The sequence below is a fragment of the Flexivirga oryzae genome (assembly GCF_014190805.1).
GTDB lineage: Bacteria > Actinomycetota > Actinomycetes > Actinomycetales > Dermatophilaceae > Flexivirga > Flexivirga oryzae.
Map to the genome: position 1 here is coordinate 2,721,756 of NZ_JACHVQ010000001.1, position 17,064 is coordinate 2,738,819.

Genomic DNA, 17,064 nt, shown 5'->3' on the forward strand with positions numbered 1-17,064 from the left:
GGAACTCGATGGACCATTGGCTGACGACGATCCCGCCCCTGGCGGTCTACCTGATCGCCGGGCTCGCGGTCGGCATCGAGAGCCTCGGCGTCCCGATCCCGGGCGAGACGATCCTGGTCGCAGCCGCCATCCTGTCCTCGCGGCACGAGGTGTCGGTCAGCCCGCACGGCATCGCGATCGCCGCCGTCCTCGGCGCGGTCATCGGTGACTCGATCGGCTACACGATCGGGCGCCGCTACGGACACCGGCTGTTCGCCTATCTGGAGCGTCGTTTCCCGCACCACTTCAGCCACGACCTGGTCGACTACGCCGAGCACGTCTTCGAACGCTGGGGTATGGCGGCGGTCTTCGTCGGACGCTTCATCGCACTGCTGCGCATCTTCGCCGGCCCGCTGTCCGGCTCGCTGAAGATGCACTACCCGCGCTTCCTGCTCGCCAACGCCACCGGCGCGATCTGCTGGGCGGGCGGCACGACCTACCTCGTCTACTACGTCGGGACGGCCGCGGAGGACTACCTCAAGAATTTCTCGTATGTCGCCCTCGGCGTCGCGGTCGTGCTCGGCCTGCTGGGCTCGACGATCCTGCGCCGGAAACTGGAGCGCAACGTGAAGCTCTTCGCCGAGGAGCGTGCTCGTCACGAGGCGCAGGCACAGCAGTCCACGGACTGACGAGGAGAGTGCGCAAGCCCGATCAAGTGCGGCCACGCGCCCGGTGGAAGCCTGGGATGACGTGAACCCGACAGTAGGAGGACGCCATGAGCGACCCGAACACACTCCCGATCAGCAACCCGCTGCGACACACCGCCAAGATCCAGGTCCGGCTCACCGAGCTGGCCGACCACCTGCGCGGAGACATCACCAAGATCGACGAGCCACGGGCCCAGGCCCTCTTCGAGACCACCGCCGAGGTCCTGCTCGGCCTGCGCAACGCGTTCGCCGATTACGAGAAGGGCGAGGAGCCCGCCTGGCAGCGGCCGGCGAGCTGAGGCCGGGCCACCGGTGGACGGATCGCCGGCTGCCCGATGCGGTGCTGGGCCAGGCCCATGAGGGATCGCCGGCGTTCTTCTCGGACTGATCCCGCTACTCGCCGAGAGGCCCAACAAACGCCGAGAGGCCCAGTAAGCGCCGACAGGCCCAGCAAACGGTGCCCGCCGAGGCCGATTTACTGAGCCGCTCAGTGGGTTTGTGAGCCTCTCGGCGAAGGGGTGGTGGCGGTGCGTCCCGCGGGCGGGACGGGGAGTGGCCTGCTACAGCAGGCGGCGCTGCATCGCCCACGAGGTGAGCTCGTGGCGGGACGACAACTGCAGTTTGCGCAACACCGACGAGACGTGTGTCTCGACGGTTTTCACCGAGATGAACAGCTCCTTGGCGACTTCCTTGTACTGGTAGCCACGCGCGATCAGCCGCATCACCTCACGCTCGCGCGCCGACAAGCGGTCGAGCTCCTCGTCGACCTCGGCGATCTCGCCGGCCGCCGCGCCGAACGCGTCGAGCACGAACCCGGCCAGCCGCGGGCTGAACACCGCGTCCCCGTCACGGACCCGGTGGATCGCCGAGATCAGGTCCGTGGGGCTGATCGTCTTGGTGACGTAACCGCGGGCACCGGCCCGGATGACCGCGATGACGTCCTCGGCGGCGTCGGAGACCGACAACGCCAGGAACCGCACCGGGTCGCCGGCGTCGGTCTGCAGTCCGGCGCAACCGGTGACGACGTCCGACCCGCCGTTGCCGTTCCCGCCCGGCAGGTGCACGTCGAGCAGCACCACGTCGGGCCGCGTCTCCCGGATCACGGTGATCGCCGCGTCGACGTCGGGTGCCTCCCCGACGACCGTCACCGAGTCGTCCAGCTCCGCCTTGACCCCGGAACGGAACATCCGGTGGTCGTCGACCAGCACCACACGGGCCGTCATGCGAGGCCCCCGGGAAGTGTCGGGAGGAGCGGATCGGGGGAGAAACTTCGTGGGGTGCTCATGATTCGCCGTCCTTCGTGTCCTCGCCTGTCGTGGGATCGGTCAGCGGCATCCGCAACCGCACCTCGGTGCCGTCGTCCAGTCGCCGCACCTGCGCCTCTCCCCCGTGCCGGTCCATCCGGCCCATGATCGACTCGCGCACGCCGAGGCGGTCCTCGGGCACGTCCGCCGGGTCGAAGCCGGGCCCGTGGTCACGCACGAACGCCTCCGCCTCGCCCGGCCCGACCTCGAGGTAGACCGACACCGGCGGCTCACCGTGCCGGACGGCGTTGGCGAGGGCCTCACGCAGCGCCTGCACCAGCGCCGCCCCCGCCTCACCCAGCGCGTGGTCACCCGTCACCACCACGTCCACGGGTATGCCGTGCAGCGTCTCGATGTCGCTCGCGGCCTCCTTCACCGCCGAGGCCAGCGTGGCGTCCTTGGGTGCCTGCTCGGCATACAGCCAGTTGCGCAGCTCACGTTCCTGGGCACGGGCGAGCAACTGGACCGCCTGCGGGTCGTCGGCGCGCCGCTGGATCAGCGCGAGCGTCTGCAGCACCGAGTCGTGCAGATGTGCTGCGATGTCTGCCTTCTCGGTGGCCCGGATGCGCTCGGTCTGCTCGGTGCGCAGCGTGTCGAAGAAGCGCGCGATGAACGGCGCACCGAGGATCCCGGCGCCGAGCAGCACGACCAGCACCCCGACGGTGACGTCCCGCAGCCGGCTGAACCCACCGCCCTGCGACAGCAACAGGATCAGGCCCATCAGCGCCATCACGATGCCGATCACGGTGCGGATGCGTGTCTCCCGCCGGTCGTTCGCGCTGATCCACTGACGCCGCTCGGCCGTGCCCAGCCGCGACCAGACCAGCACCAGGCCGATCCCGATCACCAGCAGCGGCAACGTCAGCGACAGCCGAGCGACCGAACGGACCGCGCCGCTGACCGCCAGCCCGCCGATCACCAGCACCGGTACGCCGATCAGGAACAGCCGGCCGCGCGAGATGCTGCTGTGTTCCTTGTCGAACGGGTTGACCAGCGCCGCCCCGTCCGACTGCGGCATCGTCAGCCACAGGAACGCGTAGACCGGCAGCCCGAAGAGGAAGACGATCGAGATCGCGGTGATCACCCGCAGGCTGGCCAGCGGCACACCCAGGTGCCGGCTGACCCCTGCGCACACACCGGCGACCACCCGGCCCTCGGTGGGCCGGGTGAGCGGCGGACGCTGCACGCCGTCGACCCGGGCTGTCTCACTCACGTCACCCAGTCTTACCCACTTCTTGCCGCACACCGAACTCTCGGACCGGTTTTCGGGGACGCCTCAGGGAACCGTCAGGGTCGACCCGCATGGCAGCGGGCGTCATACCCCGCCATCGTGGTAGGTATGACGCAACAGACCTACCCGAGCGGGCCGCCGCGGCCGACGAGGCCGTATGACGCACTCGACCGGCTCTTCGCCGCCGCCCGGCGGCTCGGTGTGCCGCGCGACGGCGAGGAGAAGTGGTTCGGCGGGGTGGCGGCCGGCCTGGCGGGACGCTGGGGCGTCGACCCGCTGATCGTCCGCGCCGGCTTCATCCTGGCGGCGGTCCTGTTCGGGATCGGGGTGCCGCTGTACTTCGTCGGCTGGGCGCTGCTGCCGGACGACCAGGACCAGATCGTCGCGGAGAAGGCCATCCGGCACGGGGACCCGGGCTCGATCACGCTCTGTGTCATCGCGGTCGTGTTGTCCTGCGGTGGGTTCGGAGCGTTCTGGTCGATCGGCAACGGGTGGGGTGTCGGCGGCCAGGCGATCGGCCTGGCGGTCCTCGCCTGGGCGTTCCTCGCCTGGAACGGCCACGGGCCCGGCGCCCGGCGCCCGGACGAGTCGACCCACGCGTGGACGAGCCGGCTCAGCGACGCGGTCCGCTCCAACGGGTCCACCGGTACGGCGCCCCAGCACACACCCCGCGAGCCGGCACCGCAGAGTGCCGGCAACCGGGCCGCAGCCGCGGGCGCAGCGGTCCGCGACGGCGGCATCGACCTGCGCAAGCGGGACGAGGGCGCTCCCTGGTCCGGCGCGAGCGGCGTTCCCGGCGGCCAGGATCCGTGGGGCACCGTCGCAGCGCCCGTCCGGGTGAAGCGCCGCCGGCTGGGCGCCGCCCTCACCCTGGCAATCCTCGGAATCTCCGTGCTGGCAGGCGCATTCACTGCGTTGGTCCTTGTCAGCACCTCCCATGGCGACAGCGCCCTGCAGTTGGGCCTGGCCGCCGGAGCCGCCGTCGCGGCGGTCGCGCTGGTCATCGGGGGACTGGCGGGACGCCGCGGCGGTGTGCTCGGCGCACTCGCCACGATCGCGGCACTGCTCGCGTTGGCCACCTCCGCGGCGGCGCCGAAGGATATGCCGTGGACCGGCACCATCGGCGACGAGCTCTGGCAGCCCACGTCCGTCACGCAGCACAACTTCGCGATGCGCGTCGGCGACGGCCGGCTCGACCTGAGCGGCCTGCACGCAGCCGACCTGCCGCAGCACACGAACCTGCACGCCCGGGTCAACGTCGGTCAGCTGACGATCACCGTGCCGGACGGCGTGACCGTGAAGGTGCACGGCTACGCCCACATCGGTCAGATCGAGGTCGTGCACCGGGGCACGACCGACAAGCACATCAGCGGGCACGGCGGCATCGACACGAGGCACACGTTCACCGTCGGCAGCGGGCCGAAGGTCATCGACCTCGACGCCAGCGTCGGCATGGGCAACATCACCATCAAGGAGACGTCATGAGTCTGGAACCACACGAGCCCCGCGAGGTCGCCGAGCAGGGACAGGGCTTGGGCTACCCGACCGCGGAGGTGCCCACGTACCGGAAGGTCGCGGCGCACCCGGAGCCGGCACAGCAGACCGCCTCCTGGCCGGGGTCGACCGGCGAACTACCGGTGACCGGCGCGCCCGCCGCGGCTGCCCCGCAGCGGCCCCGTGGCCCCTACGTGCCGACGATCGTGCGCGGCCTCTTCGTGCTGGCCCTCGCCGCCGTGGCGTTCGTCTGGCGCCTCGCCGACGACCCCAACTGGGCGGTCGTGGGCATCACGCTGGGCGTCTGCGCGGGTGCGGTGCTGCTGCTTGCGGCGGTCACCAGCCTCGTGCTGCGACGGGTCCAGCGCGAGCGCGACTTCGACCGCATGTTGTCCGGTTCGTGACCGCTCAACGGCTGTCGTGGGACCGGGCGCGGCGGTACTCGGCGAGCACGGTCTGCACGACCTCGGACCAGCCGAGCTGTGGTCGCTCACTGCGGCTGTATGCCGAAAGCGATTGCCGCAGCACCGGATCCGTCGCGAACCGAGCCAGTGCAGTGACGAAGCGCTCGTCGTCCGCGACCACCAGGCCGGTCCGCTCGTGCTCGACCAGGTCCGCGACGGCGCTCTCGGCACGGGTGACGACCGGCAGGCCGCAGCACCGGGCCTCCGCCGCCGCGATGCCGAACGCCTCGAGCACCGTCGGCGCGGCATAGACGTCGGCGCCGCGGTAGAGATCACGCAACGCGGGTGCGTCGAGCCGACCGGGCAGCGCACACCAGTGCGGCCGCCGCGCCGCCAGCCGGGACCAGAGCGGCCCGTCGCCCGCGATGGTCAGCCGGATGTCCGTGCCGGAGAGTTCGCGGGCGCGGCGCACCATCTCGATCAACTGCGCCGGGCGCTTGCGGGCCGCGAAGCGCATCGCGCTCACCACGTCCACCACGCCGGCGCCGCGAGGAGGTTCACCGTCACCACGCCAGAAGGAGGTGTCGATGCCGTTCGGGACGATGCTGACCGGTGCGTCCGCGGTCCGTTCCAGCGGGGCCGCGGCGACCTGCGACACCGCGGACAACGCGACACCCCGCCTGGCCCACCGCGCCGTGTAACCGGCAGCTCGCACCATCGGCTCGGAGTGGCCGGTGACGCTGTGCCAGGTGGCCGCCACGGGCGTCCCGACCGCCAGCGCGGCACGCACGCCGTCGACCGCGAACGGGCTGACGACTCCGAGATGGGCGTGCGCCACGTCGAAATCACCATGTTGCAGGGCGATGCGCACGGAGTGACCCGCCGCCGGGTTGATCAGCAGACCCCCCGGCAGCTCCCGACGCATGCCCAGCCGATGCACCGGCACAGGGTTGTCGGAGGTCCCCGGTGTAATGGTGAAGACCTCCACCTGGTGCCCGGCGGCGGCCAGGGCCGCGGCGAGCCCGTGGACCTGCGTCTCGATGCCGCCGAGTCTCGGCGGATAGCAATCCGACAGCAGCGCGACCTTCATCAATCGACAAGACTGCCATGCGGGAGGATGGGACCGATGCCGCACACCCTGGTCGCGTTCCACGCGCACCCCGACGACGAAGCGCTGCTCACGGCCGGCACCCTGGCCAAGGCGGCGGCTGCCGGGCACCGCGTGGTGCTGGTCGTCGCGACCGACGGTGCCCTGGGCCTGACCTCCGACGACTTCCGGGACGATCTCGGCTCGCGGCGACTGCACGAGCTGCAGCTCAGCGCGGCGGCGATGGGCGTCGCGCGCGTCATACACCTCGGGTATGCCGACTCCGGCATGGTCGGCGACGTCCCCCCGGACCTGCCCGGACGCCGCCGTTTCGTGCGGGCCACCGCCGCGAGCCGGCTGCTGGCCGACATCCTCCGCGAGGAGGGCGCCGACGTGCTGATGACGTATGACGCCGCCGGCGGATACGGGCACCGCGACCACGTCATGGTGCACCGCGTCGGTGCGGAGGCGGCCCGCCTGGCGGGGACCCAGCGGGTGGTGGAGGCGACCGTCCCCCGCGAACTGCTCGCCCGGACGGTCCGGCTGATCTCCCGGTTCTACCGCTTCCCCAGCGACTTCGACATCGGGGTGTACGAGCGGGCCTTCACCCCGCGCGCGCAGATCACCCACCGCATCGACGTGCGCCACCAGATCGACGCGAAACGGATCGCGATGGCGGCGCACGCGTCGCAGGCCGCGGCCGACGACGGGGCCGACCGCACCCTCGCGTTATTTCTGAAGATTCCGCGGCCAATTTATGATGTTGTGTTCGGAAGGGAATGGTTCCGCGATCCAGCGCACACCGGCCCTGTCAGTGACGACATCTTTACGGGGTTGGCATGAAGAGCTCGAGGCGTGCGGGGACGCCGATGAGCCGCGACATCAATCGCACCGTGGAGATCGACGAGATCGTCGCGGCCAACAACCTGACCGGTGACGACGACGACGGCGACACCCCTGTCATGCCGAAACTCAGTGCCCGGTTGCTGATCCACGCCCTGTTCGGCATCGCCCTGGCGGCCGTGATGATCGGGGCCCTCCCCTGGTTCACGCACACGTCCTGGTCCAAGATCGGCCACCACCTCGACCTGGTGGGACCCCAGGCGACGTTGGAGTGCATGGGCATCATGCTGCTCGGCCTGGCGATCTACACCTTCACCCTGTCCGCCGCCCTACCCGGCCTGTCGCACCTCAAGGCCTCGATCATCAACGTCTCGGGTTCCGCGGTCAGCAACGTCCTGCCCGGCGGCGGAGCCGTGGGAATGGCGTCGACCTACATGATGCTGCGGTCCTGGGGCTTCGCCCGCCGCAACATCTCCACCGGTCTGATCGTGAGCGGCATCTGGAACGTCCTGTTCCGGGTCGGTATGCCGCTGATCGGCATCGCCGCGGTGTCCCGGTCGACCGACGCGATGCCGTCGATCATGGCCCGCGGCGCGTGGTGGGGCGGAGTCATCGGCCTGCTGCTGATGATCGGATTCGTGGTCGCGCTGAGCCGCCCGGAGTGGACCGCCTGGCTCGGCGACCAGATCGACGCCCGGCTGGGTTCGGTGCTCGCCCGGCTGCGGCGCGGCGACAACAAGGGCAAGCGGCTGAACATCAAGCACCTGCTGCTGGACCAGCGGGCCCGCATCAGCACGGTCACCAAGCACGGCTGGCTGCCGATGTCGCTCGGCGTGATCGGCCAGCTGGCCCTGTGGTTCCTGCTCTTCTGGCGGGTCATGGCGGCGGTCCACGTGGACCTGCCGGTCGCGGAGCTGTTCGCGGCATACGCCATCGGGCGGTTGATGACCGCGATCCCGTTCACCCCCGGCGGCCTCGGATTCACCGAGGCCAGTGCCGTGGTGATCCTGGTTTTCTGGGGCGCCAACCCGGCGGCAGCCAGCGCCGGTGTCGTCGTCTTCGCGATCTTCACGCACATCGCGGAGATCCCGCTCGGCGCGCTCGGTTGGCTCGCCTGGTGGGCGATGCCCAAGGTCGGCGCGCCCGCAAATACCTAGGCGACGCGACGGTCGACGACGACCGAGACCCAGCCGATGACGACGGCGAACATCAGGCCGAGGGCACCGAGCGTCACGGTCGCCAGCCCCAGGTCGTGGAAGCCGAACCGTGGTCGCACCCCGATGATCACGAAGACCAGTCCCGCGAAGGCCACCCCGAGCACGGCGGCGATCACCAGGGCCGGGCCGCGCCGGGCGACCGGGGTCCTGCGCTGCCCGCCACCGGCGACCAGCAACGCTGCGGCCGCCCAGCCCAGACAGACCATCCCGGCGGCCAGCACGTCACCCGGACGGTGCCAGTGCGACGCCACGGTGCCCGCCCCGATGAACGTGGCGAGCGCGGCACCGCCCGCGGTCACCAGCGGACGCCAGCGGTATGACGCGACGACGATCGCCGCGAGCGCGAGGGAGAGCCCGACCGTCGTGTGTCCGCTGGGCAGCGAGTTGCTGTAGATCGCGACCGAGTGCAGGACCTGGTGCTTCAGGATCTGGGTGGTGACGGTCGCGCCGCCGATCAGCACCCCGGCGGCGATGGCGACGGCCCAGCGCCGCTGCAGCATCGCCACGACGACGCACGCGGTCAGGGCGAGCGCGACCCCGGTGTAGGTGACCAGGTCGAGCACATCCATGATCCGGGACCAGCCGTCCGGAGTCACACCCAGCGACTCCATCATCCGCTCGTCCTGGGCGAACCCGCTCACCGAGTGGATGGCGTAGCGGATCATCACCGCGAGCCCGGCGACGGCGCACACCGCCATCGCCAGCGCATGCACCCACACGGCACCACGGGGCACCGTCGGGCGGACGGTGCCCTCGCGGGTGCTCGTCGTCGCGGTGGCCATCACGCCGTCACTCTCGCCACCGGCCCCGTGCGGGTCCTCGGCGTTGGATGTGTGGCGGCTGTGGGTGGTGCTCATACCGTCATTCCCACTCGATGGTGCCCGGCGGCTTGCTGGTCACGTCGAGCGCGACCCGGTTGACCTCGGGGACCTCGTTGGTGATCCGGCCGGAGATCCTGGCGAGCACGTCGTACGGCAGGCGGGTCCAGTCGGCGGTCATCGCGTCCTCCGACGAGACCGGGCGCAGCACGATCGGGTGGCCGTAGGTGCGCCCGTCACCCTGCACGCCGACCGAGCGGACGTCCGCCAGGAGCACCACCGGGCACTGCCAGATCTCCCGGTCCAGGCCCGCAGCGGTGAGCTCCTCGCGAGCGATCTTGTCGGCCGCGCGCAGGATCTCCAGCCGCTCGGCGGTCACCTCTCCGACGATCCGGATGCCGAGGCCGGGTCCGGGGAACGGCTGCCGGTAGACGATCTTCTCCGGCAGCCCCAACTCGAGGCCGACCTGGCGCACCTCGTCCTTGAAGAGCAGTCGCAGCGGCTCGACCAGCTGGAACTGGATGTCGTCGGGCAGTCCGCCGACATTGTGGTGGCTCTTGATGTTGGCCGTGCCGGTGCCGCCGCCGGACTCGACGACGTCCGGGTAGAGGGTGCCCTGCACCAGCCACTTGACCGGGTGCTGGTTGTCCCCGCGGTCCTGCACGATGTCGCGGGCGGTCTGCTCGAAGATGCGGATGAACTGTGCCCCGATGATCTTGCGTTTCTGCTCGGGGTCGCTGACCCCTGCGAGCTCGGTCAGGTAGCGCTCGGTGGCGTCGACGACGACCAGGTCGGCGCCGGTCAGCTCGACGAAGTCCTCGCGGACCTGTTCCGCCTCGCCCTCGCGCAGCAGCCCGTGGTCGACGAAGACGCAGGTCAGCTGGTCGCCGATGGCGCGCTGCACCAGCGCAGCGGCGACCATCGAGTCGACCCCGCCGGACAGCGCACAGATCGCGCGGTCTCCGCCGACGGTGGCGCGGACGTCCTCGATGAGCTCCTCGACCATGGCCTTCGGCGTCCAGTCGGCCGCCAGGCCGGCGCCGCGCAGCAGGAAGTTCTCCAGGACGCGTTGCCCGAAGGTCGAGTGCATCACCTCCGGATGCCACTGCACGCCATACAACTTGCGCTCGTCGTCCTCGACGGCGGCGACGGCGGCACCCGGTGTCGTCGCGGTGACGCGCAGTCCCTCGGGCGCCTTCGATGCGGAGTCGCCGTGGCTCATCCAGACCGACTGCTCGGGCGGCTGGCCGTTGAAGAGCGTCGAGCCGGTGTCCTCGATCTGGGCCTGGGTGGCGCCGTATTCGCGCAGCCCGGTGTGCTCCACGGTGCCGCCGAGCGCGCGCACCATCGCCTGGAAGCCGTAGCAGATGCCGAACACCGGGACGCCCGCCTCCAGCAGCGCCGGGTCGAGCCCGGGCGCGTTCTCGGCATACACCGACGACGGGCCGCCGGACAGGACGATGGCGGCGGGGTTCTTGGCGAGCATCTCGTCGGCCGGCATCGTGTGCGGCACGACCTCGCTGTAGAGCTGCGCCTCACGGACGCGGCGCGCGATCAGCTGGGCGTATTGGGCGCCGAAATCGACGACGAGGACGGGTTTTTCGGTGAGCGGCGCTGTCACCTGGCTGATTCTATCGGCCGGACGGCGGATCACCGCATGCGCTGGCTCAGGACTGGTGTGCCTCGGCCTGCTCCAGCAGCGCTCCGACGGCGCCGCCGACGTGGTGCTCCAGCCAGAACGACAGGATCGGCACGAAGGCGGTGCAGATGTAGCCGATCATCCGCACTGCGGTCCAGCGCAGCTTGGTGCCCAGGTTGTAGACCGAGATCATGAAGATGATGAAGAGCACGCCGTGGATCGGCGACCACCAGGACAGCGCCTCGTTGTGGAAGCCGTAGTGCAGGACCAGCTCGACGCACAGGATCAGCAGTGCGACACCGGCGATGATCGCCATGATCCGGAAGAACTTCAGGGCGGTCGCCACCTTGGTGAGGTCGTCGGTCGGGCGCAGCTCGCCCGCCGCGGTGGTGAGGGCCTGGGTCTCAGACATGGCTTCCTTCGTTGTCGGTCGGTATGGCGGAGTCCTGTCGATTGTCCGGCTCGGCGGGAGCGGCGCGTAGCTCGGGGTGCGCTTCGCGGCGCAGTTCGCGGAAGTAGATGAAGACCGCGAACCCGGCGAAACTCCACCACTGCAGCGCATATCCGAGGTTCACGAGGCTCAGGCCGGTGTCGCCGGGTGTCGGTGGCGGGAACGCCTGCACCGACGGGGTGTGCATCGCCGGCTGTTCGTGGGTCAGGAAGACGAAGCCGTTGTAGATGTTGCCGCCCCACTTGGTGAGCAACGCGGCGAGGTCGACCGTGCTCAGCTGCCCCGGTGGCGGATTGCTGGCGGACGGCGCCTCCCCTGGTGCGAGCGCGCCGGTGACGGTGACCGGTGTCGTTGCAGGCTTCTCGGCCTGTCCCGGTCTCGCGACGAAGCCGCGCACGACGGGGATCCGTGCTCCGGTGCCGTCGACGACGACCGGTGTCACGACCCAGTAGCCGTGCGCGCCGTGCAACAGCCGGCCGCTCACCAGCACCTGGTGCTTCGGGTCGTAGCGCCCGTGGAACCGGACCGGTTGCAGCGACCCGTCCGACGGGAACGTCTGTTGTGGCTTGAGCTCCGCGTCGAGGGCGACGACCGGCCGATCGCTGTCGTTCTTCATCGCCTTGGAGCCGCGGTCCTGCGCAACGCCCCACTGCCAGAGGCCGGCGATGACGCAGCCGATGATGAAGACGACCGCGGCCGCCAGCAGTCCCAGCATCCGGGGCCGGAACGCAGCACGAAACACGCCTGCAGGATACGTCGGGCGGCTTGGCGTTCCCTCAGCCGGCAGCCACCCGCGGCATCCCGAGATCCACGCCGGGGACCCGCGCCGGCTCCACGTCCAGGCTCTCGTATGGCGAGCCCTGCGCCGGCCGCGCGTCGCGCTCCCCCTTGACCGGCCACATCGCGACGGCCCGCTCGGCCTGTGCGGTGATCGTCAGCGACGGGTTGACCCCGAGGTTCGCGGAGACCGCGGAGCCGTCGACGACGTGCAGACCCGGATAGTTCCAGACGCGGTGATAAGGGTCGATGACGCCGTGCTCGGGGTCGGAGGAGATCGCGACACCGCCCAGGAAGTGCGCGGTCATCGGCATACCGAAGAACTCCGGCCAGCAGCCGCCGGCCACGACGTCGACCTTCCCGAGCTTGCTCAGCTGCTCGGAAATCGCCTGAATCGCCTTGTGCCCCGCGGGGATCCACCGTGGGTTGGGCTCGCCATACCCCTGCTCCGTGGTGATCCCGACCCGGCCGAAGCGACGCCGCGGCCGAGTCGTGATCGAGTTGTCGATGCTCTGCATCACCAGCGCGATGATGGTGCGCTCGCTCCACTTCGGGCCGAGTACCCGCGCGGCCCGGACCGGGCTCTTCGCGAGTTGCCCCAGCAGTTCCGCGGTCCGGCCGAGCGCCCCCTTGTCGCCGTCGACCAGGAACGTCGACATCAGCCCCATCAGGTTGGAGCCCTTGCCGTAGCGGACGTTCTCGATGTGGGTGCGCTCGTCGATGTGGAAGGACGTGGTGATCGCGACACCGCGGGTCAGGTCGACGTCGTGCGGCACGCCGACGGCCGCGGCGCCGCCGAGCTCCTCGGAGTTGGTGCGGGTGAGTTCGCCGAGCCGGTCGGACAGCCGCGGCAACCGGCCGGTCACCTTCATCCGGTGCAGCAGGTTCTGGGTGCCCCAGGTGCCGGCGGCCACGATCACCTGCTGGGCGGTGACGCTCCGCCGGTCCTTGGCGACCCAGGCGCCGGTGCGCTCGGTCGTCACCCGGAAGCCACCGGCGATGGGCTCGACCTCCACGGCCGTCCGCAGCGGTTCGATCTGCACGCCGCGGCGTTCGGCCAGGGCGAGGTAGTTCTTCATCAGGGTGTTCTTCGCCCCGACCCGGCAGCCGACCATGCAGTTGCCACACTCGGTGCAGCCGGTCCGGGCCGGTCCCTCACCGCCGAAGAACGGGTCCGCGACCTGGCGGCCGGCCTCACCGAAGAAGACGCCGACCGGTGTCTTGCGGAACGTCGAGCCGACACCGAGGGCGTTCGCGGTGTCCTTCATCAGCGTTTCGACCGGACCGTCGCACGGGTTCTGGTCGACCACGCCCAGCATGCGGCGGGCGACCTCGTAGTGCGGGCCGAGCTCGGCGTCCCAGTCGGTGATGTGGCCCCACTGCTGGTCGGCGAAGAACTCCGCCGGCGGTTTGTAGAGCGTGTTGGCGTAGTTGAGCGAGCCGCCGCCGACGCCGGCCCCGGCGAGGATCATCACGCCGGGCAGCTGGTGGTACCGCTGCACCCCGAAGCACTTCAGCCTCGGCGCCCACAGGTACTTGCGCAGGTTCCACGACGTCTTGGCGAACTCGTGGTCCTCGAAACGCCGACCGGACTCGTAGACGTGGACGTCATACCCCTTCTCGGCGAGCCGCAGCGCGGAGACCGCCCCGCCGAAGCCCGACCCGATGACTACCACGTCGTGATCGAATCCCGTTGCAGGCGTTTCGGATCGGCTCACCGTCATGACAGGCGGAAACCCTTCATCACCCGCATCCCGGTCGCCATCGACCGTGCCCAGACCTTCTCCGGGACGCCCGGCGGCACCTTGAACGGCGTGCCGTGCTGGACCGAGATGTTCTGCGATTCGGTGTATTTCAGGATGCCCTCCGCACCGTGGCGACGTCCCAGGCCGGACTCGCCCATGCCGCCCATCGGCGAGCCGTTGCTCCCCCAGGCGGCGATGTACCCCTCGTTGACGTTGACCGTGCCGCATCGCAGCTGGGACGCGATATGCCGGCCGCGCCGGGTGTCTTTACTCCAGACCGAAGCGTTCAGACCGTAATTGGTGTCGTTGGCCAGCGTGATCGCTTCCTCGTCGCTGCTCACCCGATAGATCGAGACGACCGGGCCGAAGGTCTCGTTCATCCGGCAGTCCATCGCCTGCGTGATGCCCTCGAGCACGGTGGGTTCGTAGAAGTAGGGGCCGAGCTCGGGTCGTGCATGACCGCCGGCGAGCACCGTCGCGCCCTTGGCGCGCGCGTCCTCGACGTGTTGGGTCACCCGGTCCAGTTGCGCCTGCGAGATCAGCGACCCCATGTCGACGCCCCAGTCCAGTTCGGCGCCGAGGGTCATCTTGCGCACGCGCGTCAGGAAGTGCTTCAGGAAGTCGTCGGCGATCCGCTCGTGCAGGATGAGCCGCTCGATCGAGATGCACAGCTGCCCGGCCGAGGAGAAGCAGGACCGCACGGCGCTCTCGGCCGCGTGCCGCAGGCTCGCGTCGTCCGCGACATACATGGCGTTCTTCCCGCCCAGCTCCAGCGACGCACCGACGAGCCGCGACGCCGCCCGCTCGGCGACCTTGCGGCCGGTCGCGGTCGAGCCGGTGTACATCACGTAGTCGGCGCGGTCGAGCACGGCCTCGCCGATCGTCCGGCCGGGGCCGAGCACGACCTGCAGGATGTCGCGCGGCAGCCCGGCCTGGTCGAGCAGTTCGACGGCCCGCAGCGCGGTCAGCGATGCCTTCTCGTCGGGCCGCAGCACGACGGCGTTGCCGGCGATCAGCGCCGGCAGCGCGTCGGTGATCGACATCGACAGCGGGTAGTTCCACGGCCCGACCACCCCGACGACACCGCGCGGCTGGTGCAGTTCGGTGGACTGCGTCAGCAGCGGTATGGCGCCCAGGTGGCGTCTCGGTCTGAGGTAGTCCGGTGCCTTGCGGGCGTAGTGACGGCTCACACCGGCGACGTCGAGCACCTCCTCGAACGCGTGCCGGCGGGCCTTGCCGGACTCCAGCTGGATCAGGTCCAGCAGCTCGCCCTGGTGGTCCAGCACCAGGTCGTGGTAGCGCAGCAGGATCTTGGCCCGGTCCGCCACCGAACGGGCGGCCCAGCGGGCCTGGGCGACGCGGGCCGCGTCATACGCCTGCTCCACGTCGGCGACGGTCGAGACGGGCAACGTGGCGACGACCCCGCCCGTGAACGGTGTCAGGCAGTCGAACCGTGGTGCGTCTCCCGCGGCGCGCACCCGGCGGGCGAGCCGCGCCGGGAGGGTCGGATCGACGACGTGCGGTGCCGGACTGGGACGGTGCTGCGAGCCCGGTGCCTCGGTGTCCGTGGTCTGCATGCCGAGAAGCTGATCCGTCATTACTCCAGAGTAACGTGACGGCTCTCACAGTGGTGGCGGGGCGATCAGCGATCCGTTCCCACCAAACCCGTCCCCACACACCGACCGTCGGCACTTCGGGACGCAGATCCCACCAATTCCCGTCCCGACACACCGACCGTCGTCACTTCGGGACACAGATCCCGGCAAACCCGTCCCGACACACCGACCGTCGGCACTTCGGGACGCGGATCCCACCAAACCCCGTCCCCACACACCGACCGTCGGCACTTCGGGACACAGATCCCGGCAAACCCGTCCCGACATACCGACCGTCGGCACTTCGGGACACAGATCCCGGCAAACCCCGTCCCCACACACCGACCGTCGGCACTTCGGGACACAGATCCCGCCAAACCCCGTCCCGACATACCGACCGTCGGCACTTCGGGACGCGGATCCCACCAAACCCCGTCCCCACACACCGACCGTCGGCACTTCGGGACGCAGATCCCGGCAAACCCCGTCCCGACACACCGACCGTCGGCACTACGGGACGCGGGAAACCGGAAACCGGACACAGATCCCGCCGGTCAGGACCGCTCGTACGGCGCAACCAGCGTCTCGACGCGCTGGAACTCCTTCAGCTCCGAGTAGCCGGTCGTGGCCATCGCCCGCCGCAGCGCGCCGACCAGGTTGGTGGTGCCGTCGGCGGTCTGGGCGGGACCGGTGAGGATCTGCTCGAGCGTGCCGACGGTGCCGACCTCCACCCGGTCGCCGCGCGGCAGGTGCTCGTGGTGCGCCTCGCTGCCCCAGTGGAACCCGCCGCCCGGCGCGTCGCTGGACCGGGCGAGGGACGCGCCGAGCATGACCGCGTCGGCGCCGCACGCGAAGGCCTTGACGATGTCACCGGACAGGCCCATCCCGCCGTCGGCGATGACGTGCACGTAGCGGCCGCCGGTCTCGTCCATGTAGTCGCGCCGGGCGGCGGCGACGTCGGCGACGGCCGTCGCCATCGGCACGTGGATGCCGAGTGCACGCCGGGTCGTGTGCGCCGCTCCCCCGCCGAACCCGACCAGGACGCCGGCGGCGCCGGTGCGCATCAGGTGCAGCGCCGCGGTGTAGGTGGCGACACCGCCGACGATGACCGGGACGTCCAGCTCGTAGATGAAGCGCTTGAGGTTCAACGGCTCCGCGCGCCCGCTGACGTGCTCGGCCGACACGGTCGTGCCACGGATGACGAAGAGGTCGACGCCCGCGTCGACGACGGTCTTCCAGTGTTCCTGCGTCCGCTGCGGGGACAGCGCGCCGGCGCACGTGACGCCGGCCTCGCGGATCTCGCCCAGCCGCTGGGTGATCAGGTCCGGGCGGATCGGCTCGCGGTAGATCTCCTGCATCCGGGAGATGGCGTCGGCCGGGTCGAGGCCCGCGATCTCCCGCAGCAGCGGCTCGGGGCTCTCGTAGCGGGTCCACAGCCCCTCGAGGTCGATGACGCCGAGCCCGCCGAGCTTGCCGAGCTCGATCGCGGACGCGGGGCTCATCACCGAGTCCATCGGCGCCGCGACGACCGGCAGGTCGAAGTGGTAGGCGTCGATCTGCCAGCCCACCGACACGTCCTGGGGGTCGCGGGTGCGCCGCGACGGCACGATCGCGATGTCGTCGAAGGAGTATGCGCGGCGACCCCGTTTGCCTCGGCCGATCTCGATCTCAGTCACGGCAGCAGGCTACCGGCCGGGCGTGAAGGGCGTGGCGCGAGGATGTCGGGTATGACGACCTCGAACGCACGGCGGGTCCGGGACTTCCACGACGCGC

General features: G+C 70.3%; 16 protein-coding genes. 6 read left to right on the forward strand and 10 right to left on the reverse strand.

What is annotated here, in order from left to right; translation table 11 throughout:
* The first annotated feature begins 8 nt into the window (after positions 1-8).
* Both FHU39_RS12815 and FHU39_RS12820 read left to right on the forward strand, forming a co-directional pair.
* A complete protein-coding gene (locus FHU39_RS12815; protein ID WP_183320745.1) occupies positions 9-668 on the forward strand; it encodes a DedA family protein in 660 nt (219 codons plus the stop codon).
* 86 nt (positions 669-754) lie between these two features.
* The gene (locus FHU39_RS12820; RefSeq protein ID WP_183320746.1) at positions 755-985 is read left to right on the forward strand and encodes a hypothetical protein; all 231 of its coding nucleotides are present in this window, start codon (positions 755-757) and stop codon (positions 983-985) included.
* Positions 986-1,246: 261 nt separating this feature from the next.
* On the opposite strand, the gene FHU39_RS12825 is transcribed toward FHU39_RS12820, so the two are convergent.
* Both FHU39_RS12825 and FHU39_RS12830 read right to left on the reverse strand, forming a co-directional pair.
* The gene (locus FHU39_RS12825; protein WP_183320747.1) at positions 1,247-1,909 is read right to left on the reverse strand and encodes a LuxR C-terminal-related transcriptional regulator; all 663 of its coding nucleotides are present in this window, start codon (positions 1,907-1,909) and stop codon (positions 1,247-1,249) included.
* A 58-nt stretch (positions 1,910-1,967) separates the two neighbouring features.
* A complete protein-coding gene (locus FHU39_RS12830; protein WP_343065858.1) occupies positions 1,968-3,203 on the reverse strand; it encodes an ATP-binding protein in 1,236 nt (411 codons plus the stop codon).
* Between the two features lie 126 nt (positions 3,204-3,329).
* Here FHU39_RS12830 and FHU39_RS12835 point away from each other — a divergent pair, with 126 nt between their 5' ends.
* Both FHU39_RS12835 and FHU39_RS12840 read left to right on the forward strand, forming a co-directional pair.
* Positions 3,330-4,706, forward strand: a complete 1,377-nt coding sequence (locus tag FHU39_RS12835) for a PspC domain-containing protein (protein WP_183320749.1) — start codon at positions 3,330-3,332, stop codon at positions 4,704-4,706.
* Positions 4,703-5,119 (forward strand): hypothetical protein, encoded by a 417-nt coding sequence (locus FHU39_RS12840; RefSeq protein WP_183320750.1) that lies wholly within the window; start codon positions 4,703-4,705, stop codon positions 5,117-5,119. Before FHU39_RS12835 ends, FHU39_RS12840 begins: the two co-directional genes overlap by 4 nt.
* A 4-nt stretch (positions 5,120-5,123) precedes the next feature.
* On the opposite strand, the gene FHU39_RS12845 is transcribed toward FHU39_RS12840, so the two are convergent.
* Positions 5,124-6,209 carry a glycosyltransferase family 4 protein gene (locus FHU39_RS12845; RefSeq protein WP_183320751.1) on the reverse strand — a complete coding sequence of 362 codons (1,086 nt, stop codon included), beginning with the start codon at positions 6,207-6,209 and terminating at the stop codon, positions 5,124-5,126.
* Between the two features lie 36 nt (positions 6,210-6,245).
* Between FHU39_RS12845 and FHU39_RS12850 the strand changes: the two genes are divergently transcribed.
* Both FHU39_RS12850 and FHU39_RS12855 read left to right on the forward strand, forming a co-directional pair.
* Positions 6,246-7,049: a PIG-L deacetylase family protein gene (locus tag FHU39_RS12850; RefSeq protein ID WP_183320752.1), complete on the forward strand. Its 804-nt coding sequence runs from the start codon at positions 6,246-6,248 to the stop codon at positions 7,047-7,049.
* Positions 7,046-8,206 carry a lysylphosphatidylglycerol synthase transmembrane domain-containing protein gene (locus FHU39_RS12855; RefSeq protein ID WP_246336221.1) on the forward strand — a complete coding sequence of 387 codons (1,161 nt, stop codon included), beginning with the start codon at positions 7,046-7,048 and terminating at the stop codon, positions 8,204-8,206. Before FHU39_RS12850 ends, FHU39_RS12855 begins: the two co-directional genes overlap by 4 nt.
* Here the strand turns inward: FHU39_RS12855 and FHU39_RS12860 are convergent.
* The 7 genes from FHU39_RS12860 to FHU39_RS12890 form a co-directional block, all read right to left on the reverse strand.
* Positions 8,203-9,123, reverse strand: a complete 921-nt coding sequence (locus FHU39_RS12860; protein ID WP_183320753.1) for a phosphatase PAP2 family protein — start codon at positions 9,121-9,123, stop codon at positions 8,203-8,205. The two genes, FHU39_RS12855 and FHU39_RS12860, sit on opposite strands and share 4 nt — an antisense overlap.
* 4 nt (positions 9,124-9,127) lie before the next feature.
* Positions 9,128-10,705, reverse strand: a complete 1,578-nt coding sequence (gene guaA / locus FHU39_RS12865) for a glutamine-hydrolyzing GMP synthase (protein WP_183320754.1) — start codon at positions 10,703-10,705, stop codon at positions 9,128-9,130.
* 46 nt (positions 10,706-10,751) lie between these two features.
* Positions 10,752-11,135, reverse strand: coding sequence for a DUF3817 domain-containing protein (locus FHU39_RS12870; protein ID WP_183320755.1), 384 nt, complete (start codon positions 11,133-11,135; stop codon positions 10,752-10,754).
* Positions 11,128-11,916, reverse strand: coding sequence for an SURF1 family cytochrome oxidase biogenesis protein (locus FHU39_RS12875; protein ID WP_183320756.1), 789 nt, complete (start codon positions 11,914-11,916; stop codon positions 11,128-11,130). Before FHU39_RS12875 ends, FHU39_RS12870 begins: the two co-directional genes overlap by 8 nt.
* Positions 11,917-11,950: 34 nt before the next feature.
* Positions 11,951-13,675, reverse strand: coding sequence for a GMC oxidoreductase (locus FHU39_RS12880; RefSeq protein WP_183320757.1), 1,725 nt, complete (start codon positions 13,673-13,675; stop codon positions 11,951-11,953).
* Positions 13,672-15,294, reverse strand: coding sequence for a succinic semialdehyde dehydrogenase (locus FHU39_RS12885; protein ID WP_246336222.1), 1,623 nt, complete (start codon positions 15,292-15,294; stop codon positions 13,672-13,674). Before FHU39_RS12885 ends, FHU39_RS12880 begins: the two co-directional genes overlap by 4 nt.
* Positions 15,295-15,845: 551 nt before the next feature.
* The gene (locus FHU39_RS12890; RefSeq protein ID WP_183320758.1) at positions 15,846-16,967 is read right to left on the reverse strand and encodes a GuaB3 family IMP dehydrogenase-related protein; all 1,122 of its coding nucleotides are present in this window, start codon (positions 16,965-16,967) and stop codon (positions 15,846-15,848) included.
* Positions 16,968-17,064 lie beyond the last annotated feature (97 nt).